Consider the following 17,027-nt stretch of genomic DNA (forward strand, 5'->3'; position numbering starts at 1 on the left):
GTCGTGTCCAAGTCTAGCCCCCGCCGGTTCGCCGGCAGGTCAACCGGAACGGTGACGGTCATCGAGGCCAAGGTCCACCGTTCCTCCGCACGCAACGCCAAGATGGCGTTCATCCTCACGGCGGTCATCGTCGGTGTCCTGGCGGCCGTGGTGGCCGCCGCGTACTGGCACCCCATCGTGTCCCTGTTCGTCGGCGCGCTGATCGGCGTTCCAACCGGCGGGCTCGTCTGGGTGCTCGTCCGCGTCTGGCCGGTTATCCGGCTGCTGTGGTGGTGGACCCCGGAAACCATCCTCGGTGCCCTGCTGCTCACCGCGTGGGTGCAGCTGGCCAACCACACCCCGACCCTGGTGACCCTGCTCGTGGTCGCCCTGGTCGTCGGCGTCCCCGCCGCCATCCGCCCGGTCCGCCGCCAGGTCAAAGCCTGGACCTGGTGCCTCGTGGTGCGCCATCGGCTGCGTGTGTGCTTCGCGCAGTTCATCATCGCCAACCAGTCCGGCAGCCTGCCGCTGATCCTGTGGGCACGTCCTACCCCGATTGGTGAGCGGGTCTGGGTCTACCTGCGCCCCGGCCTGTCCGCCAAGGACCTGGAAGGCCGCCTCGACAAGATCGCGGTCACCTGCCACGCCTCCACCGTGCTCATCGAGCGCGCTTCGGAGAACAACGCCGCATACCTGCGGTTCGACATCAAACGCCGGGAGGTGCTAACCGCCCACGTCGGCTCCCCGCTGGTCGACGTGATCGACCCGGCCGCGCCCGTCTCGGCATCGCCGCTGACGGTGCCCACTGCCCTGGACCTGCCGGACGTCACCGCTCCGACGATCACCCTTCCGACCCAGGGCAAGCCCGCCGGCAAGAAGCCGGCTGCGACCTCCACGGCCAACGGCAGTAAGCCCGCGGCTTCCTCGGCGTCGTCCGTGCCGGACGACGACACCTCCGACTGGATCTGACCTCAACCCAACCCGGGATGCGAGGAGCCGTTGCGGCTCGTTCGTGTGGCTCCTCGCGCCCACAACGCCCAGGAGGGCAGTCATGACCACCACGATTCCCACTACCGCTGATGCGGTGCCGGTGGGTCCTGGCCTGTCGATGTTCGACCCGATCTTCATCGGGATCGACGAGTTCGGCCAACCCGTCTACCTGGACGTCATCTACCGCAACCTGCTCACCGCAGGCGAACCCGGCGGCGGTAAGTCCGGCCTGATCAACAACATCTGCGGCCACGCCGCCTTGTGTGACAACACCCGCCTGGTGCTCTTCGACGCCAAACTCGTCGAACTCGGCCCCTGGCGCGACCTCGCCGACGCGTTCATCGGCCCCGACATCGACCAGGGCATCGACGTGCTGCGTCGCCTCCTGGTCGTGGCCACCAACCGCTACGCCTGGCTGCTGGCCAACCGGCGCCGCAAGCTCGCCGACGGCGACGGCATGTCCGTCATCGTCACCATCATCGACGAACTCGCCATGTTCTCCACCGTCCTCGGCACCAAGGCACAGCAGGAAGAGTTCTCCACCCTCCTGCGCGGGCTCGTCTCCCTCGGCCGCGCCTGCGGCATGCCCGTCATCGCCGCTACCCAACGCCCGAGTTGGGACATCATCCCCGCCAGCCTGCGGGACCTGTTCGGCTACCGGGCCGCGTTCCGGTGCACCTCGCTGAACAGCTCCAACATCATCCTCGGTCAGGGCTGGGCCGAGCAGGGCTACACCGCCTCCGACATCTCCCCGACGAATCAGGGCGCGGCCTACCTCCTGGCCGAAGGCGGCGTTCCCCGCCGCATCAAGGCCGCCTACCTCACCGACACCGACATCTACAACATCGCCGACTACGCCGCCTGGACCCGCCGCCCCACCACCGCCAGCACTGCGGCGGTCAACCCGACCGAATGGGAGATGGCGGCATGACCACCCGCGAACGCGCCTACGCCAAGGCCAACAACCAGTACGCCGCGACCTTCACCGAACTGTGGGTCATCGGCCGTCCCGAGGACATCGCCGCCATGGTCCGAGTCGCATCCGCCAGCGGCCGACTCGTCTACCTGTCCTCGCCCACCCCGATGGGCGGCGACGACAACCGCCAACGCCGCTACCTGCGGCTGCGCACCCACTGATCGGCCGACAGGACCAGATCCCGCCTGGCAGCAGAGCTGGTCCTGCCGACCTCCCACCAAGCCCTTCTGAAAGGACGTGGCTGCCATGAAGGCTACCCACAACCCACCCACCGCAGGACCGGTCACCCCTGCTGACCTGCTGCGGATGGCCGCCCTCTACCTCCAGCGGCACGGCTGGACCCAGGGCGACTACTACTCGATCGTCTTCGACGCCCTCGCTCCCCGGGCCTGCGTCTCCGGCGCTATCGGCATGGCCGCCTACGGTGTGGCCACTGATCTGCCGTTCTTCACCACCCGACCCGAGTGCGGCGACTACCGCGCCGCCGCGTTCGCGCTGCTCGACTACCTCGGCTTCACTGCCTCGTCCGAGCTGTTCGGCTGGAACGACGACCCGCGTCGCACTGTCGCCGAGGTCATCCACACCCTCAACGCCGCCGCCGACCGGTGGAACTCCCTCCACACCGAGGGAGGCGAGAAGCGATGAGCACCGTCAAGAAGCCGTTGACACCGAACCGCCCTCGGCAGAAGCGCCGCACCGTCGTCGAGAACGACGAATTCGCCGCCTTCGGCCGCCGGATCATCCGCGCTCACGGCCGCCGCGTCGCCAGCGGCGATGTGGAAGCACTGCGCGACCTGGTCGCCCTGTCATCGGTCATCGACGACGCCATCGGTGAGGCCGTGATCGGCCTCCGCGCGTTCGGCTACTCCTGGTCGGAGATCGGTTCCCGGCTGGGGATCTCCAAGCAGGCTGCCCAGCAGCGCTGGGGAGACAAGCCATGACCGACCTGCGACGCGTCGACCTCGACAACCTGGCCGACCGCTCCGGCATCCGGGTCGAGTTCTACGACCCGCTCGGCACCCGCTACGGGTTCCCCACCTTCCCCTACCACTGCGCCCCGGACGGCCTGGCCACCGTGCGGCAACTCCGCGCCGCCGGCCTTCGCCCCAACGGCCAAAACCCCATTGCGCAGATCTATTGGCGGCACCGCAAACAGCGTCGGGTCGCCTACCTCTACCGCCTCGACCTGGCCGCACCCAAGCGCACCGCCACCCCCGCTCAGCGGGAGGCCATCGCCAAAGCGCTCCGCGCCCGTCGAACCTGCCGCGTCTGCGCCCAGGTCAAGCCCTACTACATCCCCCGCCGCTACGGCGAATGCCTCGACTGCCACGAAGGGACCTCGTCGTGAGCTTCAACCTGTCGGACTCCTGCCTGTGGTGCGTCGAGCAGAACACCCCTGCCGGCATCCACGACATCCTCGGCCCCGTCTTCACGCCCTGCCCGGCCTGCCTGCCGGTCTGCCGCGTGTGTGAGGGCGACGGGCTGTTCCCGGCCGACTTCACCTGCATGCCCTGCTTCCTCAACAGCATGGCCGTCCTCGGTCTGTCCCCGCTGTTCTGTCTCGGCTGCTCCGGCGTCGTCGACCTCGTCGACCGCAACCACGCCACGGAGGTGACCCCCCATGGCCACCACTGACCCCGCCACCGTCACTGAGCAGTTCGCCGCCGAGTACGCCCGCAACGCCGTACCGACGATGCTCAAGGCGATCGGCTCCATCAAGCGGTACAACCGCTTTGTTCTCCTCGGTGCGCTGCTCACCAGCTACCTGCACCAAGCCCACTACCTGTGGACCCAGAACGCCGGCTACTTCGCCTACCTCGTCCCGCTGATCTTCGACGCCGCGATGGTGTCGATGCTGACCGTCGTTCGCACGAGCGGCATCGCCCGCGACGCCAAACGCGGAGCCATGGTCGTCTTCGCCGCCGCCGCCATGCTGTCGGCCACCATCAACTTCGCCTCCCCAGGCAGCCTCGGCCTCCGCCTGGTCTTCGCCCTGGTCGTCGTCCTCGTCATCGGCGTCGAACTCGTCGCCGGACGCATCCGACCCGACTTCGCCGCCATCCAAGCCGAAGCCGCCGCCCTCCTCGCCGCCGTCAACGACCTCACCGAAACGACACCGGCCACCGCGCCGACAGACACCCCGGCCGTCGGCACCACCCCGACCCCTACGCCGGCCGTCGACACCACGCCGGCTCCTGCTCCGGTCGTCGACATCCCGCCGGCACCCGCGCCGGCCGTCATCACGGCACCTGCCTTCGCCCCGATTCCGGTCGCCCGACCCGAGGTCCCGGCGCACCTGATGCCCACCGCCCGGTTCGTCATCGGACGCCACGAACAGAGCACCGGCCGACCCATCACCCCGGAAGAACTCGCCGGCCTGCTCTCCGTCACCCCGGACATCGCCCGGGAACTGCTGCACACCATCACCGGCCACACCCCGGCCGTCAACGGCACCCCCGTCACGGGTGGTGCCCGATGACCATCCACGTCGTCGACATCGACTACACCTTCCACACCTGCCCGGCCTTTGCCGAGCCACACATCTACGACACCCGACGCACCGTCATCGACGTCATCCCCGGTGGTCCCTGCCGGACCCCGGTCACGATCCGCTGCGGCGACACGACCGCCACCATCGCGTGCCACCGGCACGAACCGGCCGACCGCCAGTGCGGCGCCTGCCGCATCATCGTCACCCAACACACCATCACCAACCGACACCACGAGGTCGTCGGCTGATGGATTCGACGCTGGACCTCACACCCCGTGCTTCGGCCCGGGGTGTGGGCTCGAACGCCGACACCACCAGTCCCTACGTCGGCTACACCGCCGCCGGCTCCGCGTTCACCCGCGCTACCGACCCCGACTACTTCGGGTGGCTGGAACACGTACGGGCCGCCGCCGGCTGCACCCGTCCGATCCGGCTGGCCGGGCAGCTGCTCACCGTCGAGCCCGCCACGGGCCGGCTTCTGGACGCCCGGCACACCGACGCGATGCCTGACGCCGCGATCTACAAGGCGTGCGGCAACCGTCGCGCGGCTGTCTGCCCCGCCTGCGCCCAGACCTACCAACGCGACGCCTACCAACTCCTACGCGCCGGCCTCGTCGGCGGCAAAGGCATCCCCGAAACGGTCGCCGCACACCCGGCGGTGTTCGCCACGTTCACCGCCCCGACCTTCGGCACCGTGCACGCCCGCGTGGTCAAACGGCACACCTGCGCCAACCGCAAACGCTGCGACTGCCGGGCCGAACCGTGCCACGCCCGCCGCGCCACCGACCCCACCGCCGGCCTCTGCGCCCACAACCGCCCCGCCGTCTGCTGGGCACGCCACGAAACCGGCGACAAGCTGATCGGACGGCCGCTGTGCCTGGACTGCTACGACCACGACCACCAGGTCGTGTGGAACCTGTTCTCCGGCAAGCTCTGGCACCGCACCAAACAAGCCGCGGAACGCCACCTCGCCCACCTCGCCCACCAGCGCGGCATCCCCCGCGTCGAGCTGGTCACCCCCTCCGGAAAGGTCCGCAAGGTCGCCCCGGTCCGGCTCTCACCCGGCAAGGTCGCGGAACTCCAAGCTCGCGCAGCGGTCCACTTCCACGCCATCGCCCGCCTCGACGGCGTCAACCCCACCGACCCAGACGCGATCGTCCCCCCGCCGCCCGGGTTCACCGTCGACGACCTGGTCGACGCGCTGCGCCACGCCGCCACGCAGATCGCCTACACCACCCCAGCACACCCGGACCGGGCCGGCGGCTGGCCGATCACCTGGGGCGCACAGCTCGACCTGGAACCCATCACCACCAGCGGCACGGGAGAGGTCACCGACAGCCTCGTCGCCGGCTACCTTGCCAAGTACGCCACCAAAAGCACCGAGGTAACCGGGCACCGCTCCGTCAGGCTCACCGCCGACACCATCGGCGACTACGCCGACCCCGACGGCGACCACACCGCCCGCCTCATCGACGCCTGCTGGCGACTCGGCCGACCCACCACCACACCCATCCCGCTCTCCCAGCGGCCCCGCGACCACCGGCCCACACCCGGCTTCGTCAAGCGCTGGGAGTGCCCCGACTGCGGCACCCACACCCGCTACGCCGCCTGCCCTGTCTGCGTCGCGCAGCGTCAAGCCACCCTTGACGCAGAACCGGCGGAACCGACGACGGGCAACCCGTATGCCCGGCTACGCCGTTGGGCGCACATGCTCGGCTACGGCGGTCACTTCCTCACCAAAGCCCGCCGCTACTCGGTGACCTTCCAACTCCTGCGCGACACCCGCGTGAGCTTCCGACGCCACGAGCACGAGCACCAGGCCGACGAGCAACCCGCCACTTTGCGGGCCGCCGACCACCTCGACGACACCACCCCGCTCATCGTCGGCACCCTCACCTTCGCCGGCGTCGGCTGGCACACCACCGGAGACGCACTCCTCGCCAACACCGCCGCCGCCATGGCCCGCGCCCGACACGCCACCGGCCGCGAAGAACTCGCCCACGAACTCGCTGCCCAGTCCTCACTTACGCCCGCCGCATAGACCCAGGAGGCCAACCCCGATGAGCAACACGCGAGCCGGCATCGACCGGCGACGGACGCACTCAGACCACCGCCATCAGGAGGGTGGCTCCACGACTCAACCTGTCTTGAGCCCAACGTCGGAGCTGTGGTCGGTCATTGAGACTGCTGCATTCCTCCGCGTACCCGTCGGCACGCTCTACCAGTGGCGACACCGCCGCATAGGACCACGCGCCTTCAAGGTCGGCCGCCACCTGCGCTACGACCCGGCCGACGTTCGTGCCTGGCTACAAGACCGAGCGGCCTGACATGCCGATTGACGACCTGTGGTTCCTCAAGGAACGCGACTCGGAGACGAAGAAGCCGATCCCGTCGAAGCGGCACGGTCGGGGACGGCGTTGGCGGGTGCGCTACAGCGACGCCGATAACCAAGACCGCGAGAAGCTGTTCCACCTCAAGCGCGACGCGGACGCCTTCGACTTACAGTGCCGATCAGGGGCAGCGCCAGAGGTGCGGGTACGGCGGGAAGCGGTCCAGCTGACCTTCGCCGACTACGCGCAGCGGTGGAGGGAATCGCGCGAGTCAGGCTGGGCCACCGAAACGCGACGACGCATCCCGCAGAACCTGCGAAAGCACCTCCTACCTGTCTTCAGTGACAGGACCATCCGCTCGATCAACCTGACCGACGTGCTGGCCTGGCTAAGTCGGCTACTCGATGACGGCACCCCAAAGTCGTCGGTGAGCCTGTACTTCGGGCTGTTCAAGACCATCATGAACGCCGCCGTCATCGACAAGGTGATTCCCGACAACCCCTGTAACGGCGTGAAGCTCGCTCAGATCCTGCGCGGTCTTTCGCGGGCACCGAAGTGGGTCCCGAGCGGCGACCAGGTGCTCAAGCTTGTCGAGGTCGTGCCGCGCCGTTTCCGGGCGGCTATCTGGTTGGGGGCAGGGGAAGGGCTTCGCCTCGGAGAGGTCTTGGGCATGGAAGCTGGGTCGCGCTGCGCGGATTACGACCGGGCAGAGCTGCACGTCGTCCAGCAGTTGCGGCACTCGCCAGAACACTTCGGCGGCTTCTACCTCTCGACGCCCAAGAGCGGTTCCACCGGGACGGTGGACCTGGATGCGGTGGTCGCCGAGGAACTAGCCGCTCACGTCAGCGAGGTCGGACCTGTCGAGTTCGAGCTTCCCGACATCACTTCGGGGGAGCGGCTGACGCGTTCGGTGGCCGTCCTGTTCACCTCGTCCAGAGGAAAGCTGCTGACAGACACCTACTGGTCCGAGTTGTGGGCGGACTGGCGCGAGGCCGCCGGATGGCCGAAGGAAGGCACCTTCCACTCCCTGCGCCACTTCTTCGCCACGACGCTGATGAGCAACGGCGTCGAGCCCCAAGAGGTACAGAAGGCGCTGAGGCACGCCAACCTGCGGATCACCTTGGAGACCTACGTCCACTGGTTGCCGAAGAAGGATCGCCCGCGCGGCCTGGTCGGCGACCTCCTGCGGAAGGCAGACGGCAAGCGGCGGGAACCTTCCACCGGCCAAGATCCGACCTGAGTTGTGCCCTGACTGTGCCGGATGATCTTCGGTCAGAGTTCTTGCAGCTCAAAGGGGTTCTGTGGTGGGCCGCCAGGGACTCGAACCCTGAACCTATGGATTAAAAGTCCACAGCTCTGCCATTGAGCTAGCGGCCCGCGCGCTCAGGTTACCCGACGGTGAGCGTCGACGATTCTCGGCTTCCGGCCAGCCGCCGATGCCTGCGGCTGGCGCTGAGTCGAACCCGGCGCCCTTGATCGACTCGCGATACCGGAAGTCGGGCTGTCCTGCCGCTCGGATGCCCCGACTTTCGGGAAGTCGTGTGGATCAAGGCGCGCGGGTCGTGCGGGCGGGCGCTGCGGACGTGCGGAGCTGGCGGGACGCGCCATCGGGCGCGCGTGGGTGGGTGGTTGAGCTGCGGCTGGGCGGGTACGGGGTCGGACATGCGGATCGTGGTGGTGGGGGCGAGCGGCAACGTCGGTACCGCGCTGCTGCGGCGGCTGCGTCGGGAGCGGGGCGTGGAGCTGGCCGGGGTGGTCCGGCGGTTGCCTGGCCCCGGCGCTGGCGAGCCGTACGACCAGGTGGAGTGGCACTCCTGCGACATCGGCACGCCGGGCGCGGCGGGGCAGCTCGCCGAGGTGTTCGCGGGCGCGGACGCGGTGGTGCACCTGGCCTGGCAGATCCAGCCCAGCCACGACCAGCGGGTGCTCCGTCGGACCAACGTCGAGGGCAGTCGGGCGGTGATCGACGCGGTGGTTCGGGCCGGGGTGCCGGCACTGGTGTACGCCTCGTCGGTCGGCACCTACGCGCCCGGCCCGAAGAATCACCCGATCAGCGAGCGGTGGCCGGCCACCGGTGTGCCCGGCTCGTCGTACAGCGAGCACAAGGCCGAGGTGGAGGCGCTGTTGGACGGGGTCGAGCGGGATCACCCGACGCTACGGGTGGTGCGGATGCGACCCGGCTTGATCTTCCAGCGGGCTGCGGGTACGGAGATCACCCGCTATTTTCTCGGCCCGCTGGCACCGGTGCGGCTGCTGCGCTTCGGCCGGATCCCGCTGGTGCCGACGAACCGCCGGCTGCGGATGCAGGCGGTGCACGCCGATGACGTGGCCGATGCGTACACCCGGGCGGTGCTGGGTGATGCGCGCGGCGCCTTCAACGTCGCCGCGGACCCGGTGCTCACCCCGGAGCTGGTGGCCCGGCACTTCCACGGTTGGACGGTGCCGGTCGCCGCGCCCGTGCTGCGGGTGGCGGCGGCGCTGACCTGGCGGGCGCGGCTGCAGCCGGTCGACGCGGGCTGGGTGGAGCTGGGTCTGAACGCCCCGCTGATGTCCAGCGAGCGCGCGGAGACCGAGCTGGGCTGGCAGCCCAAGATCGACGCGCTCACCGCGCTCAAGGAACTCTTCGTCGGAATGGCCGACGGCGACCACACGGCGAGCCCGCCGCTGTCCGGTGCACCCCACCTGCCCGGCCGCCCAGCGGCGCTCCTCCAAGCCCGCCCCCCAGGCCAAGGAAACCCCTACTGAGGTACGCCTGCGTCAGCTCAGTTTGGAGCCGGTGACCGTGGGGTTGCGGGCACCCAGGAAGAAGATGCCGGGGAAGCCGCGGGTCTCGAACTTGCCGCTGGGGTTGCGGCGCAGGGTCGAGTTCTCGATCTTCATGGTGCCGGTGCGGTTGTTGCTCACGAAGAAGACCGCGCCGCCACCCTCGTTGGCCTTGTTGTTCTCGATGATGGTGCCGGCAATCCGCACGGTGAACTCGTTGCCGTCGCAGTAGATCGCGCCGCCGCTGCCGCCGCCGGGCGTGCCGGACTTGGCCGGGTTGGCGCCGCTGCCGATCGCCTCGTTGTGGCTGAGCACGCTGTTCAGCACCACCCACGAGACGCCGATGCTGCTCAGCGCGCCCCCGTTGGAGCAGGAGCCGCCCTGGCCGGCAGCGCCACCGAAGGTGCTGCCCACCACGTACACCGGCTTGTTGTCGTACTGACTCAGCACCCGGATGGCCGCGCCGCCCAGGTCAGGGCCGCTGCGGTCGCAGCGGTTGCGGACGAAGCGCGAGTTGACCACCTTGAACTGCCCGCCGCGTACGAAGATCGCCCCACCGCCGCCGTCCTCGGCCTTGTCGCCGGTGGAGTTACCGTCGGCGAAGGTCAGGTTCTGCACGGTGAGCTGTGGGTGGTCCTGGTTCTGGCAGTGCGAGGTGGTCCAGCCCTGGGCGCTGTCGCAGGTGTTCATGTAGAGGATCCGGCGCTGCCCCTGGCCGCTCAGCGTGACCCTGCCGCCGCCGTCCAGCACGACCTTCGGCCCGTTGGCGTTGCGGACCTTCGCGGTGGCGGTCATCTTGATCGTCACCGGGGCCGGTCCACAGTTGAACGTGATGACCCCGCCGGCCGCGACGGCCTTCACGACCGCCGCGGAAGTGCAACTCGCCGGAGTGCCGGTGCCGATGGTCCGGGTCGGCTTCGAGGTGTCCACCGCCCGTGCCTCGGCCGGCACGGTGGCCTTGCCATTCGGGTTGCCGGCCGCGAGCACCTTGTCGGCGGGCTTCGGGCTCGCACTGGCCCCCGGGCCACCGAGGCCGTCCCGGTCAGCCGGTGCGTCGCCCTGGTCACCGGTCGACAGCGCCTCCGGCTCGGCGGACGAGCCGGGCTGGAAGGTGGGAGCAGGGTCGTTGGGCGCGCAGGCGGCCAGGGTCGCGGTGGCGACACCGAGGACGAGCAGAGCAGCAAGCGACGTCATGCGCACCCCGTGATGCTATGAGCCCTGACGGCGTCGCGACGAATCCGCCATGCCGGTTTCATTCCCAGCCAGGAGAGGTCAGAAGTCGGCGAAGAGGTACGGCACCCGGCGGGGAAAGATGCCGCGCAGCTCGACGGCGGCATCCGCTGGCACCTCGCCCAACCCCCGCAACGGCAGTTCGGCGGGGTCCAGCACCCCGTACGCCAGGGCGGAGAGCCCGGCCGCCGTGAGCGTGGCGGTCGGCGCGCGGCCGGCAGGGTCGGCGACCAGCTCCAGCGCGCCGGTCGTGCCATCCAACAGGTGGGTGCCGGCCAACCAACGGTCCCCGGTCAGCTCGATCCGGGCCCGACCCGGCCCGGCGGGGAGCCCGCTCAACGCGTCCAGCGACAGCAGCCGGGCCATCGGTGCGGACGAGCCCGGCCGGCCCGCCCGCGCCTCGACGTGCACGTCCAGGTCAGTCAGCCACAGCTCCGGCAACTCGTCGGGTGGGACCTGCACGGTGACCCGTTCGACCTGGTCGACGTGCCGGGCGAAGAACTGCAACAGCAGTGTCCGGGAGAGCGGGTCGGCGGCGAGCAGGTCGTTGCCGTGCAGCGTGCCGCCGTGCTCGTCGATCCGGTACGTGACCGCGCCGGTGGTCTCGCCGTCCACCCGGGCGGTCAGCAGCCAGTGTTCGTCCCGGTCGCGCAACCCGACCGCCCGGTGGTCCGGAAAGGTCGAGAAGCCGTGCCGTTGCTGGAGGCAGCGCTCGGTGAACGCGCGCCACACCGGGTAGCCGGCGGCGATTCGCTCCCAGCCCACCTCGCCGGGCAGTTCGGCGCGGAGCAGCGACCCCAGGTCGGCCGGGGTGAAGGTGACCGTGCGCGGCTTGGGCAGCCCGACGTAGCCGAACCGGGCGTAGAAGCTGGGCCGAAACGGGTAGAGCGCGCTGAGCGGAAAGCCCTGGTCGCGCATCTCGTCGAGGAGCTGGTGCAGCAGCGTCCGCACGTGCCCCTGTCGGCGGGCCAGCGGATGGGTGGCCACCCCGGCGACGCCGGCCATGGGCAGCACCACTCCGCGGAGGTTCTGCCGCATCGGGATGGCCGAGACGGCGGCCAGCGTTTCGCCGTCCTCCTCCACGGCCAGCGTGGTGTTGCCCCGGTTGTAGGGCAGGTAGTCGCGGAACTGCTCGACCCGCGCCGCACCGAGCGGCGACGACTCGAAGGCGTACGCGGCCAGCGGGAAGCTGGTGGTGAGACGGTCGTCGGCGGTCACCCGGCGGATGGTCATTCGCCCATCTCAACCTGCCCGGATGATCGGAGCAACCGGATTGGCCCGATCCGCGCAACGCCGAGCGGGCCGTGCGGGTCAGCGGGCGACGACGTCGGAGACCACGACGGTCACGTTGTCCGGTGCGCCGGCGTGGTGGGCGAGCTTCACCAACTGTTCCCCACACTGCTGGCGGTCGGCGTACATACCCAGAGCCGCCGCGATGGCCTCGTTCTCGACGTAGTCGGACAGGCCGTCGCTGCACAGCAGCAGCCGGTCGCCGGGGGCAACGGTGAGCACACCGACCGCCGGTGGGGTGTCGGCGCCCTGCACAGCCCGGGTCACCAGGGACCGCTGCGGGTGGTGGCGGGCCTGCTCGGGGGTGAGCGTGCCCTGATCGACCAGCGCCTGCACGAACGTGTCGTCCCGGGTGAGCTGGGTCAGCTCTCCGTCGCGCAGCAGGTAGCAGCGGGAGTCGCCGACCTGGGCCAGCACCAGCGTCTCCCCGGCCAGCAGCGCGGCGGTGAGTGTGGTGCCCATTCCGTCACGGCTCGGGTCGACGGTGATGGCGGCGTGGATGCGCTGGTTGGCGGTGCTGACCACGGCACGCAGGGCGTCGGCGGCGCCGTCGGGGTCGGTGGGCGGAGCCAGCTCATCCAGGATTCGGATCACGATCTCGCTCGCCACCTCGCCCGCGGGCAGCCCGCCCATGCCGTCGGCGACGGCGATCAGGCGGTCACCGGCGAGGGCGGAGTCCTCGTTGTTGGTGCGTACCAGGCCGATGTCGTTGAGGATGACCGAGCGGAGGATCAGCGTCATGGGGTCAAGCTTGCCAAGAACACCCCGCATTCGTCTCTACGCCTACTGCGTAGGTCGAGAAATGATTGCGATATGGGCCGATCGGCTGGGTCTCAGCGGCGTGGATACCGCAACAGCAGGCTGGCGGCGACCTCCTCGTCACCCACCGCGGTGTAGCTGTGTGGCACGTCCGACACCCAGCGGAGGTGACCGCCGGCCGGGGCGGTCAGCGGCGCGTCGGCCGGGCCGGCGCGCAACACCCCGGCGAAAACGGTGACGTGCTCGGTGACCCCCGGCTGGTGGCCGGGGGAGAGTTGCCCGGGGCCGGGCGCGATCCGCAACCGGTACAGCTCGTAGGTCGCGTCGGTGTCGGTGAACACCTCCAGCAGGGTGGCGCTGACCGCGGTGCCGTGCACGGTGGGCTCGGCGGCGGGCTCGGCCAGCACGGCGGTCAGCGGTACGCCGAGCTGTGCGGTGACCGCCCAGAGCGTCTCCAGGGTCGGGTTGCGGGTGCCGTTCTCCAGGCCGGAGATGGTGGCCTTTCCGACGCTGGCGAGCCGGGCCAGTGTGGACAGCGAGATCCCCCGCTCCTCGCGTAGGGCACGGACCCGGCGGCCGACGACGGCGGGATCCACGTCGAGGCCCGGACGGCGGGCTGGTGGTGGGTGCAGCACCCGACTATCGTGCTACACGCTGTTGTTCCATAAACGGAACAGTCGAGAGGGTGGGATGACCGGACGCGTACAACCGCTGCTGGCGGGGGCGGTGACCGCGCTGGTCGGTTTCGCCAGCTCGTTCACCGTCGTGCTGGCCGGGCTCCGGGCGGTCGGCGCGTCGGACGCGCAGGCGGCCTCCGGCCTGCTCGCCCTCTGCGTGGCGTGTGGGCTCGCCGCCGCCTGGTTGGGCTGGCGGCACCGCATTCCGATGAGCGTGGCCTGGTCCACACCGGGCGCGGCGCTGCTGGTGGCGACCGGGCCGCCGCCGGGCGGGTGGCCGGTCGCGGTGGGCGCCTTCCTCGTCTCCGGTGTGTTGATCGTCGCGGCCGGGCTGTTCCCGCCACTCAGCCGTGCGGTGGCCGCGATCCCCAAGCCGGTGGCCGGCGCGATGCTCGCCGGGGTGCTGCTGCCGCTGTGCACCGCCCCCGTCCGCGCGCTGGTCGAGCTGCCCCTGGTGGCCGGTCCGGTGGTGGTCGGCTGGCTGCTGCTGCACCGGTTCGCCCGCCGCTGGGCGGTGCCCGGCGCACTGGTGGTGGCGGTGGTGGCGATCGCGCTGACCGCACCGCCAGCCGGTCTGAGCGGCGCCGCGCTGACACCGTCGGTCACGCTGACGGCACCGGCCTGGAACGCGTCCGCGCTGGTCGGCCTCGCCCTGCCGCTGTTCCTGGTGACCATGGCCGCGCAGAACGTACCCGGCATGGCGGTGCTGGTTGGCTACGGCTACCGGCCGCCGTTCGGCGCCGCGCTGCGGGTCACCGGCCTGGCCAGCCTGCTCGCCGCCCCGGCCGGTGGGCACGCGGTGAACCTCGCGGCGATCACCGCCGCGTTGGCCGCAGGCCCCGACGCGCACCCGGACCCGGAGCGCCGGTGGGTCGCCTCGGTCACCGCCGGCCTCGGGCTGGCCCTGCTCGGCCTGGGTGCCGGCGTAGCCACCGCGCTGGTCGCGGTCGCCCCGCCGATCCTCATCGAGGCGGTCGCCGGGCTGGCCCTCCTGGGCGCCCTCGCCGCCGCGCTCGCCTCGGCGGTGACCGACCCGACGACCCGCGAGGCCGCCGTGGTCACCTTCGTGGTGACCGCCTCCGGGGTGACACTGATCGGCGTGGGCGGTGCGTTCTGGGGTCTGGTCGCGGGCTGCCTGATGCTGCTGCTCTTCCACCGCCGCCCACCCGCCGCGCCGGACACCCCAACCTCACTGATCCGGCGTGGATCTCCGGGCTTGGGTCACTCCTCCGGCGGCAGGTCGGCCACGCCCACGGCCAGGAGGACCCGGCCGTCGGCCACCGACCCGATCCGGTCGGCCGGTACGTAGACCGCGCCGGTCCGGGTCAACTCGGTGGAGACCTTCAGGTAGCCGCTGTGCAGCAGCCGCGCCGCCAGATCGGCCGGAACGTCCGGCTCCTCGACCGCGGTCGCCTCGATCAGCTCGTTCAGGCTGCTGCCGGGGTCGGCGGCCGGCGCCTGCACGGTCACCGCGTTCGGGTCGCCTCGCTGGACGAGGTCCACGGTCCCGATCTCGGTGCCGGCGGAGTCGATCACCGGCATCCCGGTGGTGATCCGCGAGATTGTCGCCTGCTGCGCGTCCTGCTGGTCCATCCCACTGCGGTTCCCGGGGCGGCACGCCGCTAAACGCCGTCGCCGGCCGGCCCGACCGTCCGCCTGTCCGACCCTCCGCTCGCCCAACAGCGGCCGCGGCCTGAGGCAATGGGCCCCGGAGAGCGTGATGACTCTGTGGCATAAATATGCCTCAGAGTCATCACCGTGATGAGCAATACCGCCTCCGGGGCCCGGAGCAACGCTGGCAGGCGACGGACCCCGACGCCAGAGGCACACAACACCCGGCTGGTCAGCTGTTTGGGAGGGCCCAGCTGCCCGGCGGGCGTGGGGACAACTCCCGCCAGGTGTCCGGGCCGTCGAGCAGTGCCCGGACGGTGTCCTCGGCCTCGTCCGCACTGCCGTACTCGTAGAAGCGGGAGATGCCCTCGGCGCCGCCGGCCCGCTGCTCGACGTGCCACCGGTCGGCGTCCACCCGCAGGAAGACGTCCCGCCGGGCCAGCCGCCCCCACTTCCCGTTCCACCAGTGCTTTCGCTGCTCCATGGCGGGACTCTATCGAACACACGTACGAGAAGATGCGGCCCCTGCGGGATTCCCGCAGGGGCCGATGTGCATCCGCTGGGGTCAGCGCGGCGCCGGCGGTTCGGTGCGGCGGCCCAGCACGTCGTCCAGTGCCCCGCGCTGCTGGCCCGGGGTGGTGTGACCGGCGGAGACCAGGGCGTCCCGGATCTCGGTGAGCAGCTTGACCTCCTCGCTCGGCGCCGCCGGCGGCGGCTCCTCGCCCCGCTGCCGCCGCTCGGCCAGCTTGTTCATGGGGAACACCACGAAGAAGTAGAGCACCGCCGCGGTGAGCAGGAAGGTGATCAGGGCGTTGATGAACCCCGCCCAGTCGAAGACCTGGCCGCCGAGCCTCCACGTCCCGGCCGAGAGGCCGCTGCCCCCGCCGATTGCCTTGATCAGTGGTTCGAGGAACGACTTGGTGAGTTGGGTGACCACGCCCGTGAACGCGGCGCCGATCACGATGCCGACCGCCAGGTCGACGACGTTGCCGCGCATGATGAAGTCTTTGAAGCCCTTGAGCATCCGTACTCCCGAGGTGTCCGGTTTTCTGTCGCGGACAACCTATGCCCCTCCGGGCTCCAGAAAAGCGCCGGCTTCGAGCGCTGCCCGGCCCGGATCACCGGCCCGGATCGCCTCGACCAGCCGGGCGTGGTCGACGTAGCGCTCAGGTGTGAGCACGTCCCCCATCGCCTCGGCGACCGTGCTGCGCAGGGCGGTGCCGACCGAGGCGTACAGCTCGGCGAGCATGGCGTTGTGCGCGGCGGCGACCACCGCGGTGTGCAGCGCCGCGTCGGCCTCGACGAACGCGTCGACCCGGCCGCCGTGCCAGGCGGCCTCGCGTTCGGCGAGCGCGTCGTCGAGCGCCGCCAGGTCCTTCGGTGTGCGCCGCAGCGCGGCGAGCCGGGCGGCCTCGACCTCGAAGGCGCGGCGCACCTCGATGACCTCGGCCATCCGGTCGTTGCCGAGCCGGCGGGCGACGACCGGCGCCAGTTCGTCGGTGGACACCACGTACGTGCCGGAGCCCTGCCGGCACTCGAGCACCCCGGCGTGCACCAGGGCGCGGACCGCCTCGCGGACGGTGTTGCGCCCCACGCCCAGCGCGGCGACCAGTTGCGGCTCGGTGGGGATGCGCCCGCCGACGGGCCATTCGCCGCCGAGGATCCGGGCGCGGAGCTGCTCGGTGGTCTGCCGGACCCGGTGGCCGCGGGGCGGCACCAGCGGCGGGGAGGCGGAATCAACCGACGGTGGCACTGGTTACATCACCGGACCCAAATTCATCCCATGATTGTAGGTTAGAGGTCATGACTCCGCCACCGACCGCCGCTCCGGCGCCGCCCGCTCCCATCGCCGTCGACCCTGACCCGACGCGCGAACCCGGTGCGGGCCGGCGGACGCACCCAGCGACCGGTGGCGCGCTCGTGCTGGTCGG

The 17,027-nt window shown here is 70.6% G+C and carries 22 protein-coding genes and 1 tRNA gene; 14 read left to right on the plus strand and 9 right to left on the minus strand.

All coding sequences use genetic code 11. The features are described from left to right. Positions 1-51 precede the first annotated feature (51 nt). The 12 genes from OG811_RS12010 (at position 52) to OG811_RS12065 (ending at position 8,006) form a co-directional block, all read left to right on the plus strand. Complete coding sequence (locus OG811_RS12010) at positions 52-948, plus strand: hypothetical protein (protein ID WP_406075676.1); 897 nt, start codon at positions 52-54, stop codon at positions 946-948. Positions 949-1,030: 82 nt separating this feature from the next. Next, positions 1,031-1,900, plus strand: a complete 870-nt coding sequence (locus OG811_RS12015; RefSeq protein WP_406074176.1) for an FtsK/SpoIIIE domain-containing protein — start codon at positions 1,031-1,033, stop codon at positions 1,898-1,900. Beyond that, entirely contained in the window at positions 1,897-2,106 is a 210-nt protein-coding gene (locus tag OG811_RS12020) for a hypothetical protein (RefSeq protein ID WP_406074177.1), read from the plus strand. Before OG811_RS12015 ends, OG811_RS12020 begins: the two co-directional genes overlap by 4 nt. Before the next feature lie 85 nt (positions 2,107-2,191). Then, positions 2,192-2,590, plus strand: a complete 399-nt coding sequence (locus OG811_RS12025; protein WP_406074179.1) for a hypothetical protein — start codon at positions 2,192-2,194, stop codon at positions 2,588-2,590. Next, on the plus strand, positions 2,587-2,886 hold the full coding sequence (locus tag OG811_RS12030) for a hypothetical protein (protein WP_406074180.1): 300 nt from the start codon (positions 2,587-2,589) through the stop codon (positions 2,884-2,886). Before OG811_RS12025 ends, OG811_RS12030 begins: the two co-directional genes overlap by 4 nt. Beyond that, on the plus strand, positions 2,883-3,293 hold the full coding sequence (locus OG811_RS12035) for an RRQRL motif-containing zinc-binding protein (RefSeq protein ID WP_406074181.1): 411 nt from the start codon (positions 2,883-2,885) through the stop codon (positions 3,291-3,293). Before OG811_RS12030 ends, OG811_RS12035 begins: the two co-directional genes overlap by 4 nt. Beyond that, entirely contained in the window at positions 3,290-3,580 is a 291-nt protein-coding gene (locus tag OG811_RS12040; RefSeq protein WP_406074182.1) for a hypothetical protein, read from the plus strand. The genes OG811_RS12035 and OG811_RS12040 overlap by 4 nt, the downstream gene beginning before the upstream one ends. Next, positions 3,567-4,424, plus strand: a complete 858-nt coding sequence (locus tag OG811_RS12045; protein ID WP_406074184.1) for a DUF2637 domain-containing protein — start codon at positions 3,567-3,569, stop codon at positions 4,422-4,424. The genes OG811_RS12040 and OG811_RS12045 overlap by 14 nt, the downstream gene beginning before the upstream one ends. Then, positions 4,421-4,684 (plus strand): hypothetical protein, encoded by a 264-nt coding sequence (locus OG811_RS12050; RefSeq protein ID WP_203122998.1) that lies wholly within the window; start codon positions 4,421-4,423, stop codon positions 4,682-4,684. The genes OG811_RS12045 and OG811_RS12050 overlap by 4 nt, the downstream gene beginning before the upstream one ends. Next, on the plus strand, positions 4,684-6,477 hold the full coding sequence (locus OG811_RS12055; RefSeq protein ID WP_406074186.1) for a replication initiator: 1,794 nt from the start codon (positions 4,684-4,686) through the stop codon (positions 6,475-6,477). Before OG811_RS12050 ends, OG811_RS12055 begins: the two co-directional genes overlap by 1 nt. Before the next feature lie 106 nt (positions 6,478-6,583). Continuing rightward, a complete protein-coding gene (locus tag OG811_RS12060) occupies positions 6,584-6,763 on the plus strand; it encodes a helix-turn-helix transcriptional regulator (protein WP_406074187.1) in 180 nt (59 codons plus the stop codon). Position 6,764: 1 nt separating this feature from the next. Continuing rightward, entirely contained in the window at positions 6,765-8,006 is a 1,242-nt protein-coding gene (locus OG811_RS12065; protein WP_406074189.1) for a tyrosine-type recombinase/integrase, read from the plus strand. A gap of 62 nt (positions 8,007-8,068) precedes the next feature. On the opposite strand, the gene OG811_RS12070 is transcribed toward OG811_RS12065, so the two are convergent. Next, positions 8,069-8,143, minus strand: a tRNA-Lys gene (locus OG811_RS12070). Between the two features lie 285 nt (positions 8,144-8,428). On the opposite strand from OG811_RS12070, the gene OG811_RS12075 reads away from it, so the two are divergent. After that, positions 8,429-9,511: an NAD-dependent epimerase/dehydratase family protein gene (locus OG811_RS12075; RefSeq protein ID WP_406074190.1), complete on the plus strand. Its 1,083-nt coding sequence runs from the start codon at positions 8,429-8,431 to the stop codon at positions 9,509-9,511. 12 nt (positions 9,512-9,523) lie between these two features. Here OG811_RS12075 and OG811_RS12080 read toward each other — a convergent pair whose 3' ends face one another. From OG811_RS12080 to OG811_RS12095, 4 genes are all read right to left on the minus strand, one after another. After that, the gene (locus tag OG811_RS12080; RefSeq protein ID WP_406075677.1) at positions 9,524-10,723 is read right to left on the minus strand and encodes a hypothetical protein; all 1,200 of its coding nucleotides are present in this window, start codon (positions 10,721-10,723) and stop codon (positions 9,524-9,526) included. Between the two features lie 78 nt (positions 10,724-10,801). After that, a complete protein-coding gene (gene eis / locus OG811_RS12085) occupies positions 10,802-11,992 on the minus strand; it encodes an enhanced intracellular survival protein Eis (RefSeq protein WP_406074191.1) in 1,191 nt (396 codons plus the stop codon). Between the two features lie 78 nt (positions 11,993-12,070). Continuing rightward, positions 12,071-12,790: a PP2C family protein-serine/threonine phosphatase gene (locus tag OG811_RS12090; RefSeq protein ID WP_406074193.1), complete on the minus strand. Its 720-nt coding sequence runs from the start codon at positions 12,788-12,790 to the stop codon at positions 12,071-12,073. 92 nt (positions 12,791-12,882) lie between these two features. After that, the gene (locus tag OG811_RS12095; RefSeq protein ID WP_406074195.1) at positions 12,883-13,443 is read right to left on the minus strand and encodes a helix-turn-helix domain-containing protein; all 561 of its coding nucleotides are present in this window, start codon (positions 13,441-13,443) and stop codon (positions 12,883-12,885) included. A gap of 55 nt (positions 13,444-13,498) precedes the next feature. Here OG811_RS12095 and OG811_RS12100 point away from each other — a divergent pair, with 55 nt between their 5' ends. Continuing rightward, complete coding sequence (locus tag OG811_RS12100; RefSeq protein ID WP_406074197.1) at positions 13,499-14,794, plus strand: benzoate/H(+) symporter BenE family transporter; 1,296 nt, start codon at positions 13,499-13,501, stop codon at positions 14,792-14,794. Here OG811_RS12100 and OG811_RS12105 read toward each other — a convergent pair. The 4 genes from OG811_RS12105 to OG811_RS12120 all read right to left on the minus strand — a co-directional run bounded on the left by OG811_RS12105 (position 14,707) and on the right by OG811_RS12120 (position 16,849). Then, entirely contained in the window at positions 14,707-15,078 is a 372-nt protein-coding gene (locus OG811_RS12105; protein WP_406074198.1) for a hypothetical protein, read from the minus strand. The two genes, OG811_RS12100 and OG811_RS12105, sit on opposite strands and share 88 nt — an antisense overlap. Before the next feature lie 250 nt (positions 15,079-15,328). Beyond that, positions 15,329-15,580 (minus strand): hypothetical protein, encoded by a 252-nt coding sequence (locus OG811_RS12110; RefSeq protein WP_406074200.1) that lies wholly within the window; start codon positions 15,578-15,580, stop codon positions 15,329-15,331. Between the two features lie 81 nt (positions 15,581-15,661). Then, positions 15,662-16,120 (minus strand): large conductance mechanosensitive channel protein MscL, encoded by a 459-nt coding sequence (gene mscL, locus OG811_RS12115; RefSeq protein WP_406074202.1) that lies wholly within the window; start codon positions 16,118-16,120, stop codon positions 15,662-15,664. A gap of 39 nt (positions 16,121-16,159) precedes the next feature. After that, on the minus strand, positions 16,160-16,849 hold the full coding sequence (locus OG811_RS12120; RefSeq protein WP_406074204.1) for a FadR/GntR family transcriptional regulator: 690 nt from the start codon (positions 16,847-16,849) through the stop codon (positions 16,160-16,162). Positions 16,850-17,027 lie beyond the last annotated feature (178 nt).

It is taken from the genome of Micromonospora sp. NBC_01638 (assembly GCF_045209745.1).
Lineage (GTDB): Bacteria > Actinomycetota > Actinomycetes > Mycobacteriales > Micromonosporaceae > Micromonospora.